Genomic DNA, 15,410 nt, shown 5'->3' with positions numbered 1-15,410 from the left:
ACCATGAAGGCGTGGCTGTTCCTCACCGACGTCGCCGCCGACGAGGGGCCGTTCACCTACGTTCCGGGCTCGCACCGCCTGACCAAGCGGCGGCTCGCCTGGGAGCGGCGCACCGCCATCAACGCGGCGTGCGGCGTCGATCGCCTCAGCGGCCGCGGCTCGTTCCGGGCGAGCCCCGCGGAGCTGAAGCGGATGGGCTATGCTGATCCGGTGGCCTTCGCGGTCCCGGGCAACACGCTGGTGGTGGGCGACACGGTGGGCTTCCACGCACGGGGCCCGTCCCTGCGGCCGGCGGTGCGCATCGAGGTCTGGGCCTACGACCGGCACAACCCGTTCCTACCGCTCGCCGGGTTCGATCTCTGGTCGCTTTTGGGCCTCGCCCGTTGGCGCACTCGGATCGAGTGGTGGCTCCTCGACCGGCTGGAGCAACTCGGCCTGCGCCGCAACGTCTGGCGCCCGGTGGGGGCCCTCACGGCCGATGCGCCGCCTCGGATCGTATGCGTCAGGGGCTCCGACTGAAAGCTCGGCGCGGGATCGTGAGACGTAGGAGCAGAAGTCCCTAACGCGTGCGAACCCGTGCCTCGAACTCGGATACGGGGCCGAACCGAGCGAGCTTGTGCGCGTACTCGAACGACCACCGGGGGTCCGTGCGCTCGATCTGGCACCCCCGCAGACCGTCGATGAAGCCATTGAAGGGCGCGCGCTCCTCGGCGATCAGGCGCAAGGTCGTGGCGCGCACGTAGTCTGCGGGTAGTTCGCGCGCTTTCATCGCTGCTACGCCATCCTGCACGGCACGCGGATTGTCGTCTACAATCAAGGTCGTGTCCGGGTGGAAGAAGACGTCGCGCCCACCCCGGCTACGCGTCGATACCACCGGCAACCCCGCCAGCAGATATTCGACGCTCGCGTACATCGCGCCCTCAAGGCCAGACAGACACAGGCCGACGTGAGCCGATGCCATCGCCTCGTTCACCTGCACGTGATCCATAGGTACGATGTCATCCGAGGTCACGTCGTTCAAGATCACATGGTTGTACGGCAGGCCACGAACAAACTTGCGCAGATGCTGCCGCTTGAGCTGCGGCGACCACGTGGTGAACATCTTCGTCACGTAGGCGCAGCTCGGTAGAGTGCGTGCAAGCTCATGCCGTTTAAAGGGCGCGAGCTGAGCGTTGTAGATTGCATCGAACCGTCGCGCGCGCTCTGGGATTGGGTGGTACATGCCCTCGTCGACGAACATGTTCTGCGGGGCATACTGCACGTCTACTCCGAGACGTCGCAGCAGCTCCTCTTCATCGCGGGTGTTGGCTAGGATGACGAGGCGCGCGCCGGTGTGCGTCTTACGGAACCGGCGGTGCTGGGCGGCGAGCGTGAGCGCGTTGAGCTTGCGTTCAAGGCTCATTGTGATCGGCACCAAGAAGACGAACCCTCTATCCGGGAATCGGGCGGCGAAGTGATGCGCTACTCCGAACGGCCGTGGCCTCGGCTGACAGTAGAGGATCGGAGGATCGAGGTTGAGGAATAGGCCGATGACTGGTCTGTCCGCTGGCCAGCCGCTCGGATCGCGCCTCAATAGCCCAACAAGGCCGGCCATGTCCTTCAGGACGGGGATTTCAAATAAAAACGGGTACTGAAGGTTCCGCAGGTTCATCGTCTAGGACGGCATCACCCCCGATTTCCGCACGTGGCGATGACGTGGGGAAACGCGCACCGCCTGCTTCACGCACTTCGATGCGCGGCCTGATCGAACGCGACCAGCCTCGATCAGAAGCCGGATCGCGGCACGAAGCTGAGCTTTAATCCCGACAGTTTCCGTCACATGTCTGATGCTCTCTGAGCACCGGATCGTGATCGGGCAGGTGGCTACATCATCGAGGCGGCCGAGCGCGGACGGCGGTCGGCTACATTCGGCAGGCGAACGCGTTCAATACGCACTCGGGTAGCAAGTTTCTGTAACGTCGAACCCGGCGATCATACATCCGAGCAGCGCCGGCGAGCATCCTATTGAAGCGTGATTGACGGCTATGCAAACCCAGTGTCGCCTTGTGTCGAGGCAAGAGTAAGAGGACGCTTCTGTATGGGTTGATTATAACGATTATAATCTGAATGAAGCCGTGTCCATTTGACCACACTCGTCCTTGTATTTCCTCTTACCGTGCAATGTGGCCCGAATTTGAGCGAGCTTGTTCGCCGCGTATATTGACCGCCGCTACCGTGGTTACGTATTCGTAAACCTGACGGTTCCCTCCGGGGATCAAAAGGGAATGCGGTGATGGCGTAAGCCTGATGCCGCAGCTGCCCCCGCAACTGTAAGCGGCGAGCCTTCACCACGAGGTCACTGGATGGATCATCCGGGAAGACGGTGCAGGGCATTGACCCGCGAGCCAGGAGACCTGCCGTCAGCCGTGGTCACACGCGAAGCGTGTCGGACGGGGTGTTCCGGCAGGTGCCGATGACGACGTGCCCCTCGGGACGCGCCGCAATCGGCCTCGTTCGCGGTGACGTGCCACAGCTCGGCCTGTCATGACGCGCGCATCCTCTCAATCCGATCCATTCCGCCTCCGGGCCTGGATCAAAGTCCTCGCTGTTGGTCAGTTGAGCTACGCCTCAGCCGTGGCAGCAGCTGACCTCGCGGTACCGCACCCAATAGCGGAAGGGTCGAACTACACCGACTGGTCGGGCGGCTACATCGGCCTGCAGGGCAGCGCCAGCGGCGCCTACGGCGACTACGCCTTCAGCCGGACCACGGTAGGCGGGCGCGCCGTCCCGAGCTTCATGAGTGGCGACGGCACCGGACGGCGCGATCAGGGCACCACCGCGACCACGATCGTCGGCGGGGCCTTCGGCGGCTACAACTGGCAGACCGGCCCATGGGTCTACGGCGTCGAGGCCGATCTCAGCGCCTCCAACCTCAAACGGCCGCTCCCCTCGACCATCACCGGTTTCGGCTACGAGGACGCCGACGCCTTCAATATCATCCGCGCCAAGACCGATGTGTTCGGCTCGCTCCGCGCGCGCCTCGGCTACAGCTTCGAGCGCTATCTCGTCTACGGCGCCTTCGGGCTCTCGGGAACCAACGCCCGCTTCATCGGCAACTACCCTGACATCGACACCGGCGCACTGAACGTCGCCAAGCATGAGGTGAGCTTCATCGGCTTCAACATCGGCGCGGGCGTACAGTACGCGATCACCGAAAGCCTCGCACTCGGTCTCGACTATCGCTACCTCGACTTCGGCAACAGCCGGCGCTTCTCCTTGGGTTCCGTCCCGGGCGACGCCGGCGGCCCGGTCGGCACACAGGCGAACTTCAACGCGCACCAGCTATTCCTGCGGCTGATGTGGTTCCCCGGCGGGCTGCGCGTGCCGCCGGACCCGGCCGAGATCGCGCCGCATGATCCGGACGACGGGAACTCGGACCGCTACTCCCTGCATGGGCAGACCACACTCATCGCACAGGGGACGCCCGGCTTCCGGTCACCCTACGTAGGCGACAACAGCCTGATCCCGCACCAAGCCCGCCAGACCACCACCGCCACGATCTTCCTCGGGCTCAAAGTCACCGACACGACCGAGCTGTACTACAACCCCGAGTTCAGCCAGGGCTTCGGCCTGTCGGGCACGCACGGCGTGGCCGGCTTCGTCAACGGCGAGGCGCAGAAGGCCGGCGCGCCGTATCCGCGGCTGCGCTCGAACCGCTACTACATCAAGCAGACGATCAACCTCGGCGGCGAGACCGAGGATGTGCCGGACGGCCCGAACCAAGTCGCCACCCGCCGCGACGTGAACCGGATCACGCTGCTCGCCGGCAAGTTCGCGCTGGGCGACTTCTTCGACGGCAACATCTACGCGCACGACCCGCGGGTCGACTTCTTCAACTGGTCGCTGTGGGGTTCCTCGGCCTGGGATTTCCCGGCCAACCTGCCCGGCTTCACCCAGGGTGTCTACGCCGAGTACAATCAGGCGAAGTTCGCCGTGCGCGCCGCCGCGACGCAGGTTCCCAAGGAGCAGAACAGCGACGTGCTCGACCCGCGGGTGTTCGAGCGGGCGGGGCTGAACGCCGAGTTCGAGGGTCGCTACGTCCTGCCGTGGCTGGATCAGTCGGGCAAGCTGCGGCTGGGGGTGTTCTCGAACGTCGGCAACGTGGCCAACAACCGCGAGATCGTGACGCTGACTCAGCTCGGCATCTTCGACGACATCAACACGGCCGCCGTCGTCACCAGCAAGCCGCGGCGCAAGACCGGCGGCTACGTCAACCTGGAGCAGGCGCTGACCCCGGATCTAGGCTTGTTCGCCCGTGCCAGCCTGAATGACGGGCGCACCACCAGCCTGTCGTTCACCGACATCGACCAGAGCTTCTCCGGCGGCCTGTCGCTGAAGGGTACAGCCTGGGACCGGCCCGGCGACACGGTGGGGCTGGGCGCGGCGATGAACGGTCTCTCGCCCTCGCACCGGGCGGCCTTCGCGGCGGGCTACTACGGTCTGCTGGTCGGCGACGGGCAACTACGCTACGGCACCGAGCGGGCGGTCGAGACCTACTACGCGATCAACCTGACGAAGTTCGTCACCTTGACCTTCGACTACCAGTTCGTAAACAACCCGAACTACAACCGGGACCGTGGGCCGGCACACTTCTTCGCCTCGCGATTGCACGCAGATTTTTGAACGAAGGTGCGTCTCGTGCACTCTCATTCCTGCGGCGTTTGGGCGGTTACTTCGACCAGCAGGCTACCGCACGACCATCGGAAACTTCCGAGCGATCTCCCGGCAGGACGCCTCCCTCCCCTCTGATGCCGCCATCCGCTCGAACTGCTCACGTCCCGCATACATCAGCGGGGCGGCTACGGACGAGCCGAGCTGGTTGAAGCAGCGTTTGGCGTCTTCCACGACCGCAGGGTTATACTGCGCGAACGCGCACTGCCCGCTGCTCCAGCGCAGTAGGCCATGCATTCGCAATACAGCTGGGCAATCCGGTTCAGCCTCCGCTGCACCAAGTCCAAAAATTAACAAGCATACGCCCCCCGTGAATGCAGCCAAGGATCTAGAAACGGGTTTGAATATCGGTGCGACCTGATCGCCGTTCGGAGCTGCCGATCGATATTTTGACTTATGCACTAGCGGACCTTTACCCGTCAGGATCCTCCGCCCGGCCGCAACGCCCTGTACCCAGCAAGCTTCTGCGGATCGGGCTTCAGTTTTGGCACGCTGCCCGGCCGGACGCGGTCGAGGAGTTGTCCGGTAAGGCCATCAGCGTCGACTCGGTTGTCATGGACGCTCGCCGGGAAACGCAGCAGCTTGGGCCATCGGTAATCAATCCTCCGGCTCGACGCACGTGTTCATGAACGTCGCGCGCTCTGCGCCCTTGAGCTTCTTCTGTGCAGCCTCTCGCTTGCAGCCCGCCAATAGCTCAGGGTCGACGTCCGTCATCGTATCATCGCCTTGGACTGAACCAGTCCCTGGCTTGTCCGCGGGCGCCGGCGCATTCTGCGCGAGCGTGCTGGTAATGAGGGCCGCGAGGGCTGTCGCGGCCAGGATCGAGCGTCTCATCGCTGTTCTGCCTGAGCTACGTTGCACAGTCGTGCACCCTCGCCGCGCTCTGCGGCGAAGGTTCGGCGGAATGCTCGGTCGCAAGCGCTAGGGCCTGGACTCGATCAGCACCAGAACGCGACGACGGCGGCCAGAGCGAGGGCTGAGGCGTAGTTGCGGGCGCGCTTATCGTAGTGGGTGGCGATGCGACGAAAATCTTTGAGGCGGTTGAAAGCCGCCCCGATGCGCCAGCGCTCCCCGATAGCGGGGCCTGCCTGTCATGGCGGAGAAGCATCGCGCCCTATCCCCAAAGCTCCGCGGGGCTATCCGTGCACGATGTGGGCCATGGCACCTCCGACTCAGAGCACGAGCCAATGCTTCAGACGGGCGTAGTATAGCCCGAGGGACGCGAGGAGGGTCAGTACGACCAGAACGACCAGTTTCATCCAGGCGAGCCGACTGCTCTCGGGCGTCGCGCCCCGCGACGTACGGATCCCGGCGCGGTAGGTGTCCGTAAGATTGAGCGGCAGCTTGCCCATTGCGATCGGAGCCGGCGTTACAGTGTTTCGATCGTGCGACGCACGTTTCGCCGGTGGGCGACGGCACTGGCGCGCTGCTCGGCCAGGAAGGCGTCGAATTCCGGGCTCAGTACGCCCCGGCGGTCGGCGAGTTGCACGAGGAAGAAGTCCGGGGTCTCGTTCATCTCCACGATGACCGGTCCGTCGGACGTGCAGGCGATGTCCCAGCCGATCAGCGGGACGTGCCGCATCAGGCGTGCCCCTTCGAGCGCCAGGGCGCAGGTCGCCGCCCAGTGCGGATGGCGGACCCCGGCGAACGAGGCTCCGGTATCCGGGTGGTGCCCGTGCGCATGCAGGGCCGGGCCGGTCCCCGAGACTACACGCCCGAGGGCGCCCGTTGCTAAGTCGATCTGGCCGAGCAGGTTGCCGCCGCGCCAGTAGTTATCGGCCGCGTTGCTCCCCGCCGGCAGCTTCCAGGCCGCCCGGAACAGCCTCGGCCCACCCTGGCTCGCCAGCGTCAGGAGGCGGATCGTCGCGAGGCGGGGGCCGCTGAGCGCGGCGATGGCCGGATCGGGGGCGGCGAACGGCTGGAACAGGTAGCCGTCGCGGAAGCCCGCATCGATCGCCTCGACGAGGTCATCGAGGGCGAGCAGGCTTCCATCGTGCCGTTCGAGCATGCGGGCGCCCGGATGGCAGCGGCCGAGGGCGATCGTGCCGAGGCTTTGGAAACCCGCGACCGGTTTGCCGAACAGCGGATAGTGGCCCGGATCGAGCAGGAAGGCTTCGAGCGTCCGGCGGTCGGCCAGGATCCGCTCGGAGCCCGCCGAAAGCTGCGGCGCGTAGATCGCCCGGATCGGGATCGTCGGGAGGCCGTGGGCCGCGAGGTAGCCGAGGGCCGCCACCTTGTCGGACATCAGCCCAAGCCAGTCGTGGCGGTAGTTCGCCGTCAGGCAGAGTTCGCGGTTGCGCCGCCGACCGACGAATCTGTAAAGACCACCGACTGTCCGGAACTCCGGATCGTACAGCCGCAATCCGACGAAATCGGAGAAGCTGAGGCTGCCGGGACCGAAGGCGAGGCGCGCAAACGACAGAGTGAGGGCCGCCGGTCCGAGCCCGCTCGCCCGGACGATCTCCGTGAAGGCGCGGGCCTCCAGGGCGGGCGCAGAGGGGCGATCGAGATCGAGCGCGGGCCGGGATTTCTGGCCGTCCGCGACCAGACCTCCGGGCGCGATGGAACCGAAGGCCGCCTTCGAGGTGTAGGGGAAAACCGCGTCCATAAACGGCTCGCTTGTCGCAGATCGTGACACTGCCCTGATCGTGCGGACAGCATGCGCGCGGCGATGCCGCCCCGAAACTGTCAAGTTTGACAGGTTCGATCCGTGCGGAAGCCCGTCACGATCGATTGGAGACGGGGCCTGCCCGTCGGCGCACGCGGTCATGTGCCGACGGTTTCGGATCCCGGGGGCGCGATATGGACCGCACTGAGACGCTCGATCCCGAGGATTGAGACGCCTTCCGCCATCAGGCGGAGGCGATGCTGCGCCTCCTCTGCGGCCACCTGCAGGGGCTGAGCGAGCAGCGCGTGTGGCAGCCCCCCTCGCAGACCCTGCGGGACCGGCACCGGTCCGCCTTGCCGCGGGCCGGCGGCGCGCCCGCTGATGTCTGCGCCGAATTCGAGTCCGACATCCTGCCCTACGGCAGCGGCAACACGCATCCCGGCTTCATGGGCTGGGTGCAGGGCGGTGGATCCCCGGTCGGCATGCTGGCCGAGATGCTGGCGGCCGGCCTCAACGCCAATGTCGGCGGCCGCGATCACATGGCGATCGAGATCGAGCGCGAGGTGATCGGCTGGAGCCACGAGTTCCTCGGCCTGCCCGAGGGGGCGGACGGATTGTTCGTGACCGGCACCTCGATGGCGAGCTTCATCGCGGTCCTCGTCACGCGGACCCGGACGCTCGGAGCAGGCACGCGCAGGACAGGTCTGTGTGCCCACGGTCGCCAGCTCACCGCCTACGCCTCGGCGGCCGTGCACGGATGCGTGGCCCGGGCGCTCGACATGGCCGGAATCGGCGCCGACCACCTGCGCCTCGTGCCCACCGACCCGTCCTTCCGCATCAGGCTCCCGGACCTCAGTACGCGCATCGCGGTCGACCGGGCGGCGGGGGCCTTGCCCTTCCTGGTGATCGGGACGGCGGGCACGGTCGATACCGGCGCCATCGACGACCTGGACGCGCTGGCCGACCTCGCCGCCAGCGAGGGGATGAGCCTGCACGTCGATGGGGCGTTCGGAGCGCTCGCAGCCCTGGCGCCCGGCCTGCGGCCTCGAACGGGCGAATTCGGTGGCCTTCGACTGGCACAAATGGGGGCAGGTTCCCTACGATGCGGGCTGCGTCATGGTGCGGGACGGCCACCGGCTTCGGACCGCCTTCGCGGGCGAGGCCGCCTATCTAAGCCGCGCCGAGACTGGCCTCACGGCGGGATCCTGGTGGCCCTGCGATCTCGGTCCCGATCTGTCTCGCGGCTTCCGGGCGCTCAAGGTCTGGATGACGCTGAAGGTCCACGGCGCGGATGCGCTGGGCCGCGTGGTGCAGCGCAGCTGCGACTTGGCCCAATCTCTCGCCGCGCTGGTGGCCGCGCAGCCCGAACTCGAACTCCTGGCGCCGACGGATCTCAACATCGTGTGCTTCGGCTACAGGGCGGAGGTGGGCCACGACGTCAACGCCGCCATCGTCGAGGCCCTGCACGCCGGCGGGCGGGTCGCACCCTCACTCACCCGCATCGGTGGCCTACCGGCGATCCGTGCCGCCCTCGTCAACCATCGCACCGACGCGCGGGACATCGAAGCCCTCGTAGCCGAGACGATCGCCCACGGGCGGCGGCTGAGCGCGCGGACCCGCGGCACGCCCCTCGGCGCGGCGGCCTGACCGGCGCTCGCCTCACCCCGGGATGAGGCCCAGACGCACGCAGGTGATCGCCGCCTGCGTGCGCGTCGCCACGTCGAGCTTGCGCATGACCCGGTCGACGTGAAAATTCACCGTGCGTTCCCGGATGCCGAGGATTTCGGCGATGTCGGTCGATGATTTGCCCCGGGCGACCCAGGCCAGCACCTCACGCTCGCGCTCGGTCAGGACAGGCGGCTGCGCGGTAGCTGCGGGTGGCGCGCTCTTCTGCAGCACGTTGTTCAGGACGGCCAGCAGGAGCTCGAAGTCGATCGGCTTGGCCACGAAGTCGTCGCAGCCGAGGCGCCGAGCCTCGATCTGGTTCTCCCGGCCGGCATGGGCGGTCAGGAGCACGAACGGGATCTGCGAGCCGCGCGCCCGCAGGGTCCGCAGGAGATCGAGCCCGCTCTGACCGGGCAGGTCGATGTCGCACAGGATGGCATCGTGGGCGTCACCGAGCCGGGCCAGGCCCGACGGGCTGCTCGCCGCCCGATCGACGAGAAAGCCCGCTTCCACGAGCACCTCCTCGACGAGTTCGGCGATGGCGAGGTCGTCCTCGATGCATAGGATGCGCCGGCTCATGGGGGCGGCTCCGGAAGGTGGAGGCGTACCGTCGTGCCCACGCCGAGGCGGCTTTCCAGCGTCACCCGGCCGTCATGGGCCTCGGCGAAGTGGCGAACAAGGTGCAGCCCGACCCCAATACCGGGGATGCCGACGCTGTTACCGGCCCGGTAATAGGGCTCGAACACGCGCGCGAGTTCCTCGGGTGCAATCCCCGAGCCCTGATCCGCTACGGCAATCTCCGTTCCGGCCATCACAGTCGAGGGTGCGACGGTGATCCGGATGTCGGCCGGCGCCGGGGAGTACTTGACGGCGTTGCCGACGAGATTGGCGACCGCCTGATAGATCAGGTCGCGGTCGCCGAAGAGTGCCGGTTCGGGCTGCCGGATGTCGAGGATCAGCCGCACCCCCTCGTGATCGGCGGCGAGCGGGCCGAGCAGCGCCCGCGCGTCGAGCGCCTCGCGGTGCAGCTCGATCTCGCCGCGCCCGACCTCCGCGGCGAGGCGGATGCGCGCAACCAAGCCCTGGAGGCGCGCCGCCGCATCCCGGATCTTCCCGGCCCGCGCGACGATCTCGTTGGGCTCGATGGCAGGGGCGAGCTTGGTCAGCCGGTATCCCTGCCCGTCGATCGACGTCAGCGCGGTCGCGATCTCGTGGGTGAGGATCTGCACGAAGCGCCGGCCAGTCTCGGCGGCGCGCCGCTCATCGGCGAGATGGGCCTCGACGATCGCGAAGTTGCGACGCCGCTGCTCCACGAGGAAGGCGACGAGCCACTGCGCGGTGACCGCGATCACCCGGTTGGCCACGAAGCTCACGGCGATGCCCCCCTCGGGGGGCCGGATGAAGGAGCCGACGAGCGAGGCGAGCGTCGCTGCGGCCGCGAGGCGAAACGTGCTGCCCGGACCGAGATAGACGCCGAGCAGGATCGGCAACGTGTAGGCGAAGCAGATCGAGACGTTGTCGGTCGGTTCGATCAGATCCGCGGTGAACACGCCGAGGATGAGCGTCGGCGCCAGAAGAAGCGCCGCGAGCTGAGGCCGCCCAACGGCAGGCTGATCGGTCGACGTCCAGGGCACGGACGCCTCTACGCCGAACTCGGCGACTTCGACCAGTCGAACCGTTCCGGGAGGCCCGAAATCTTGATCACCTCTTGGTGAAGACCGTGCATCGCGATCGGATCAACTGTCAGATCTGCCAGTTTGCCGGCCGTCCGAGGATGCCTAATGCGCAACGGATCGAAGGTTCGCCACCAGCGGCCTTCGCTCCTGACCGGGCCTGAGCGAGATGTCGAAGATACGGCAGGACGGCGCCGGACGGCGCCTCGGCGCGCGCCCGTGGACATGGTCCGTGGTGCTGGCCGGGTTCGTGGCGCTCGCAGCCGTCCCGCCCCTGCGCGACCGGGCCGCCGGCCTGTTCCGTGAAGCTGCCCCCCTGGTGACGGGCCGCGGCGAGACGGCCGACCGACCGGCCGAGGCGGCTCCCCCCGCCCGGACCTTCAGGCCGACCCCGGCCCAGCGCGCCGCCCTGGCGATCGCGTCCGTCGACCGCATCGCCTTCGTGCCCGAGAGCTCGGCCGAGGGCCGCATCGCCCTCAACGACGACGAGAATGTGCCGGTCTACTCGCCCTATGCCGGGCGCGTCGGGCGCGTCCTCGCCCGGGCCGGGGAGGACGTGAAGGCGAACCAGCTGCTGTTCACCGTCGAGGCCTCCGACATGGTCCAGGCGCAGAGCGACGATCAGGCCGCGATCAACGCGCTCGCCAAAGCGCGCGAGCAGCTCAAGCTCAACAGGACCATCGCCGACCGCCAGCGCATGCTGTTCCAGGCCAAAGCCGCGGCCTTGAAGGACTACGAGAGCGCGCAGAACGACGTCGTCTCGGCCGAGAGCGATGCGACGACGGCCGCGGCCGCCCTCGAAGCGGTGCGGAACCGGCTCCGCATCCTGGGGAAGTCCGACGCCGAGATCGCGGCGTTCGAAGCGGGCGGGCGCATGAACGCCGAGACCGAGATTCGCGCGCCGATCGCCGGGACGGTCGTCCAGCGCAAGCTTGGGCTCGGCCAATACCTCTCGGCGAGCGGGGATCCGCAATTCGTGATCGGCAACCTCGCCACGGTCTGGCTCATCGCCGACGTGCGCGAAGGCGACATTGCGCGCATCCGGCTCGGCCAGCCGGTCGTGACGACCGTTAACGGCTTCGGCGCGCGCACCTTCCGGGCGCACGTCACCTACATGGCTGCGAGCCTCGATCCGCCGACGCGCCGGCTCGCGGTCCGGTGCGAGATCGAGAACCCCGATGGGGAACTCAGGGCCGAGATGTTCGGGCGGTTTGCGATCATCACGGGCCCCGCGGTGAGCGGTCCCGCGGTGCCGGACAGCGCGGTTGTTCAGGAGGGGGACGGCGCCCATGTCTGGGTGCTGCTCCCGGACGGCGCGATCGAGGCCCGCGAGATCAAGCTCGGGCTGCGCAGCGGCGATCGCCTCCAGGTCACCGAGGGCCTGAAGCCCGGCGACCAGATCGTCGTGCGCGGGGCCCTGTTCATCGATCGCGCCGCCAACGGCGAGAAGGCCTCGTGACCGCCGGCCGAGACGATCCGGCCGGGACGCCCAGGGTCGCGTCACAGCCTTCAGCGGAATGACCCCATGACGAGCGTCATCACCTTCGTCCTGCGCCAGCGCGTCCTCGTCTTCCTGCTGTTTTTCGCGACGCTGGTCGTCGGGGCGGCGAGCTATGCCGAACTGAACATCGAGGCCTATCCCGATCCCGTGCCGCCGCTTGTGGACGTCATCACGCAGAATCCCGGGCAATCGGCCGAGGAGATCGAGCGCTACATCACCATCCCGCTGGAGGTTCAGCTCGCCGGCATCCCGAACGCCACCGTCGTGCGGACCATCTCGCTGTTCGGCCTCTCGGACGTGAAGGTCCAGTTCAACTACGCGTTCACCTACGAGGAGGCCGAGCAGCGGGTCCTGAACCGCCTGTCGCAACTGTCGCCGCTGCCTAACAACGCCCAGCCCTCGATCTCGCCGACGAGCCCGATCGGCGAGATCATGCGCTACCAGCTGGTCGGACCGAAAGGCTTCTCGCCCACCGACCTCAAGACCCTGCAGGACTGGGTGCTGCAGCGCCGGTTCAAGGCGATCCCGGGGGTCATCGACGTGACCGGCTTTGGCGGGAAGACCAAGGAATACGAGATCGCGGTCGATCTGAACCGCCTCCAGGGCCAGGGCCTGACCCTCGTGCAGCTCGTCACCGCCCTGAACAACTCCTCGATCAACGTCGGCGGTCAGACGCTGAACATCGGCGAGCAGGCCGCGGTGGTGCGCGGCATCGGCCTGATCCGCGAGCCGGACGACATCCGCAACACGATGCTCACCCAGGTGAACGGGACGCCGGTGCTGGTGCGCGACGTCGCCGAGGTACGGGTCTCGAACGCGCCGCGGCTCGGCATCGTCGGCCACGACGATCAGGACGACATCGTGCTCGGCATCGTGCTGCTGCGCCGGGGGAGCCCGAGCCTTCCAACGATCCGGAGCGTCGAGGCCGAGATCGAGAAGATCAACACGAGCGGCATCCTGCCGCCCGACGTGCGCATCGAGCCGCTCTACGACCGGTCTGGGCTGATCGCCAAGACCACCCACACGGTGATGCACAACCTCGTCTTCGGCGTGGCGCTGGTCTTCGTGGTGCAGTGGCTGTTCCTGGGCTCGCTCCGAAGCGCCATCATCGTGGCGGCGACGATCCCGTTCGCGCTGGCCTTCGCGGTGGCGATCCTCGTCTTGCGCGGCGAATCGGCCAACCTGCTGTCGCTCGGCGCCATCGATTTCGGCCTCATCGTCGATGCCACAGTGATCATGGTCGAGAACGTCTTCCGTCACCTCGCCGAGCGTCCCGGAGGTCCGCCCGATCAGGCCGTCGCACCGGGCGAAGACGCGGGCGGCCTGATGGCTAGGCTCGACGACATCCGCTCCGCCGCCTCCGAGGTGAACCGGGCGATCTTCTTCTCGGCCACCATCATCATCGTGGGCTTTCTGCCCCTGTTCACGCTGAGCGGCGTCGAGGGCCACATCTTCGGACCGATGGCCAAGACCTACGCCTACGCGCTGATCGGCGGGTTGCTGGCCACCTTCACGGTCTCGCCCGCACTCTCCGCCCTGATCCTGCCGGACCGGATGGAGGAGCGCGACACGCTCATCGTGCGGCTGCTGCACTTCGGGCATACGCGCGTCCTGCGCTTCGCGCTCGGCCACAAGATCCTGACACTCGGTGCCATGCTCTGCGTCCTGCTCGTCGCCGGGACACTGGTCCGCTCCCTCGGCCTGGAGTTCCTGCCCAAGCTCGAGGAGGGCAATCTCTGGATCCGCGGGACGATGCCGCCCTCAATCTCGCTGGAGGCCGCCAACACCTACGTCAACCGGATGCGCGCCGTGCTCAAGGCCTACCCCGAGGTCGAGACGACGCTGACCCAGCACGGCCGGCCCGACGACGGCACGGATGCCACCGGCTTCTTCAACGTCGAGATCTTCGCGCCCTTGACCGACGAGGAGACCTGGCCGTCGGGGCTGACGAAGGAACGGCTCGTCGCCGACATGTCGAAGAAGCTGGAGGAACAATTTCCGGGCGTCGAATTCAACTTCTCCCAGTACATCCAGGACAACGTCGAGGAGGCCGCCTCCGGCGTGAAGGGCGAAAATTCCGTCAAGGTCTACGGCAACGATCTCGGGGCGATCTCGCAGGCGGCCGAGCAGATCAAGGTGACCCTGGCCGAGGTGAACGGCATCACCGATCTGGCAATCTTCACCTCGTTGGGTCAGCCGACGGTCCGCATCACCGTGGATCGCGAGAAGGCTGCCCGCTACGGGCTCGCGCCCGGGGACGTGAACACGACGGTGCAAGCGGCGATCGGCGGCCAGACCGCGGGTGACCTGTACGAGTACGGCTCGGATCGGCACTTCGCGATGCGTGTGCGCTTGGCGTCGGCCTATCGCCGAGACCTCGCCACCATTCGCAACATCACGGTGGGCGCCCAAAACCCGAACGGCGGCGTGGTCCCCGTGCCGCTCTCCGAGATCGCCACGGTCGAGCTGGTCTCGGGCGCCTCGTTCATCTACCGCGAGGGCCAGGAACGCTACATCCCGGTGAAGTTCTCGGTGCGGGGACGCGATCTCGGAGGCGCTGTCATCGAGGCGCAGAGCCGGGTCGCTCAGCAGGTCCAACTGCCGCCAGGCTCACACCTCGAATGGGTTGGCGAGTTCGGGAACCTGCAGGATGCAATCGCTCGGCTCAAGGTCGTCGTCCCGATCACGCTCGCGCTGATCGCACTTCTCCTCTACATCAACTTCTCGTCGGCCACTGACATGCTGCTGACGCTGTCGGTGATCCCGATGGCGATGGTCGGCGGCATCTTCGCCCTCGTGCTGACAGGGACTCCGTTCTCGGTCTCAGCGGCGATCGGCTTCATCGCCCTGTTCGGCATCTCGACCATGGAGGGCGTGATCCTGCTGGCCTACTACAACCAGCTCGTGGCTGACGGATGGCAGCGCCAGAAGGCGGTGTTTCACGCGGCGACGGTTCGGATGCGACCGGTGATGATGACCTGCGTGGCGGCCTGTGTCGGCCTGCTGCCGGCCGCGATCTCGACAGGCATCGGCTCGCAGGTACAGAAACCGCTGGCGCTGGTGGTGGTGGGCGGCATCATCCTGGCGCCGGCCCTGATCCTGGTCGTAATGCCGATCTTGATCTCGCTATTCTCAAGACGGCAACCTGCCAAAGGCCGGCAGCTTCGGCCCAAACTGCAGGCCGTGTCGGCCCCTTAGAGCCCGTCCGATAAGGGCCTGAGGCGGGGTTGAGTGGCCGGGATGGCGATGATTC

9 protein-coding genes, 2 pseudogenes and 1 riboswitch are annotated in these 15,410 nt (G+C 67.1%); of the genes and pseudogenes, 5 read left to right on the top strand and 6 right to left on the bottom strand.

All coding sequences use genetic code 11. The annotated features are described in order from the left end of the window. Positions 1–519 (top strand): phytanoyl-CoA dioxygenase family protein (locus MKK75_RS00800; RefSeq protein WP_244040734.1); only part of this gene is annotated, 519 nt, incomplete at its 5' end. 40 nt (positions 520–559) lie between these two features. Here MKK75_RS00800 and MKK75_RS00795 read toward each other — a convergent pair. Next, positions 560–1,651: a glycosyltransferase gene (locus MKK75_RS00795; protein WP_244040733.1), complete on the bottom strand. Its 1,092-nt coding sequence runs from the start codon at positions 1,649–1,651 to the stop codon at positions 560–562. A gap of 570 nt (positions 1,652–2,221) precedes the next feature. Beyond that, a riboswitch (cobalamin riboswitch) is annotated at positions 2,222–2,416 on the top strand. 107 nt (positions 2,417–2,523) lie between these two features. On the opposite strand from MKK75_RS00795, the gene MKK75_RS00790 reads away from it, so the two are divergent. Continuing rightward, the gene (locus MKK75_RS00790; protein ID WP_244040732.1) at positions 2,524–4,662 is read left to right on the top strand and encodes a carbohydrate porin; all 2,139 of its coding nucleotides are present in this window, start codon (positions 2,524–2,526) and stop codon (positions 4,660–4,662) included. 645 nt (positions 4,663–5,307) lie between these two features. Here the strand turns inward: MKK75_RS00790 and MKK75_RS00785 are convergent. The 3 genes and pseudogenes from MKK75_RS00785 to MKK75_RS00775 form a co-directional block, all read right to left on the bottom strand. Next, the gene (locus MKK75_RS00785; protein ID WP_244040731.1) at positions 5,308–5,544 is read right to left on the bottom strand and encodes a PsiF family protein; all 237 of its coding nucleotides are present in this window, start codon (positions 5,542–5,544) and stop codon (positions 5,308–5,310) included. Between the two features lie 104 nt (positions 5,545–5,648). Further along, positions 5,649–5,793 (bottom strand): annotated as a pseudogene (locus MKK75_RS00780) (IS5/IS1182 family transposase); the annotation flags it as partial. A 286-nt stretch (positions 5,794–6,079) separates the two neighbouring features. Then, the gene (locus tag MKK75_RS00775; protein WP_244040730.1) at positions 6,080–7,318 is read right to left on the bottom strand and encodes a sugar-transfer associated ATP-grasp domain-containing protein; all 1,239 of its coding nucleotides are present in this window, start codon (positions 7,316–7,318) and stop codon (positions 6,080–6,082) included. Positions 7,319–7,575: 257 nt separating this feature from the next. On the opposite strand from MKK75_RS00775, the pseudogene MKK75_RS00770 reads away from it, so the two are divergent. Next, positions 7,576–8,965 (top strand): annotated as a pseudogene (locus MKK75_RS00770) (pyridoxal phosphate-dependent decarboxylase family protein). Positions 8,966–8,977: 12 nt separating this feature from the next. Here MKK75_RS00770 and MKK75_RS35575 read toward each other — a convergent pair. Both MKK75_RS35575 and MKK75_RS35990 read right to left on the bottom strand, forming a co-directional pair. Further along, positions 8,978–9,562, bottom strand: coding sequence for a response regulator transcription factor (locus MKK75_RS35575; protein ID WP_279593464.1), 585 nt, complete (start codon positions 9,560–9,562; stop codon positions 8,978–8,980). Further along, positions 9,559–10,617, bottom strand: a complete 1,059-nt coding sequence (locus tag MKK75_RS35990; RefSeq protein ID WP_244040729.1) for a sensor histidine kinase — start codon at positions 10,615–10,617, stop codon at positions 9,559–9,561. Before MKK75_RS35990 ends, MKK75_RS35575 begins: the two co-directional genes overlap by 4 nt. Positions 10,618–10,825: 208 nt before the next feature. Between MKK75_RS35990 and MKK75_RS00750 the strand changes: the two genes are divergently transcribed. Next, positions 10,826–12,115 carry an efflux RND transporter periplasmic adaptor subunit gene (locus tag MKK75_RS00750; protein ID WP_244040728.1) on the top strand — a complete coding sequence of 430 codons (1,290 nt, stop codon included), beginning with the start codon at positions 10,826–10,828 and terminating at the stop codon, positions 12,113–12,115. Between the two features lie 66 nt (positions 12,116–12,181). Continuing rightward, positions 12,182–15,355 (top strand): efflux RND transporter permease subunit, encoded by a 3,174-nt coding sequence (locus tag MKK75_RS00745; protein ID WP_244040727.1) that lies wholly within the window; start codon positions 12,182–12,184, stop codon positions 15,353–15,355. Positions 15,356–15,410 lie beyond the last annotated feature (55 nt).

It is taken from the genome of Methylobacterium sp. J-030, assembly GCF_022829545.1.
Lineage (GTDB): Bacteria > Pseudomonadota > Alphaproteobacteria > Rhizobiales > Beijerinckiaceae > Methylobacterium.
The sequence above is the reverse complement of the archived record's forward strand: the minus strand, read 5'-3'. Positions and strand labels throughout refer to the sequence as shown.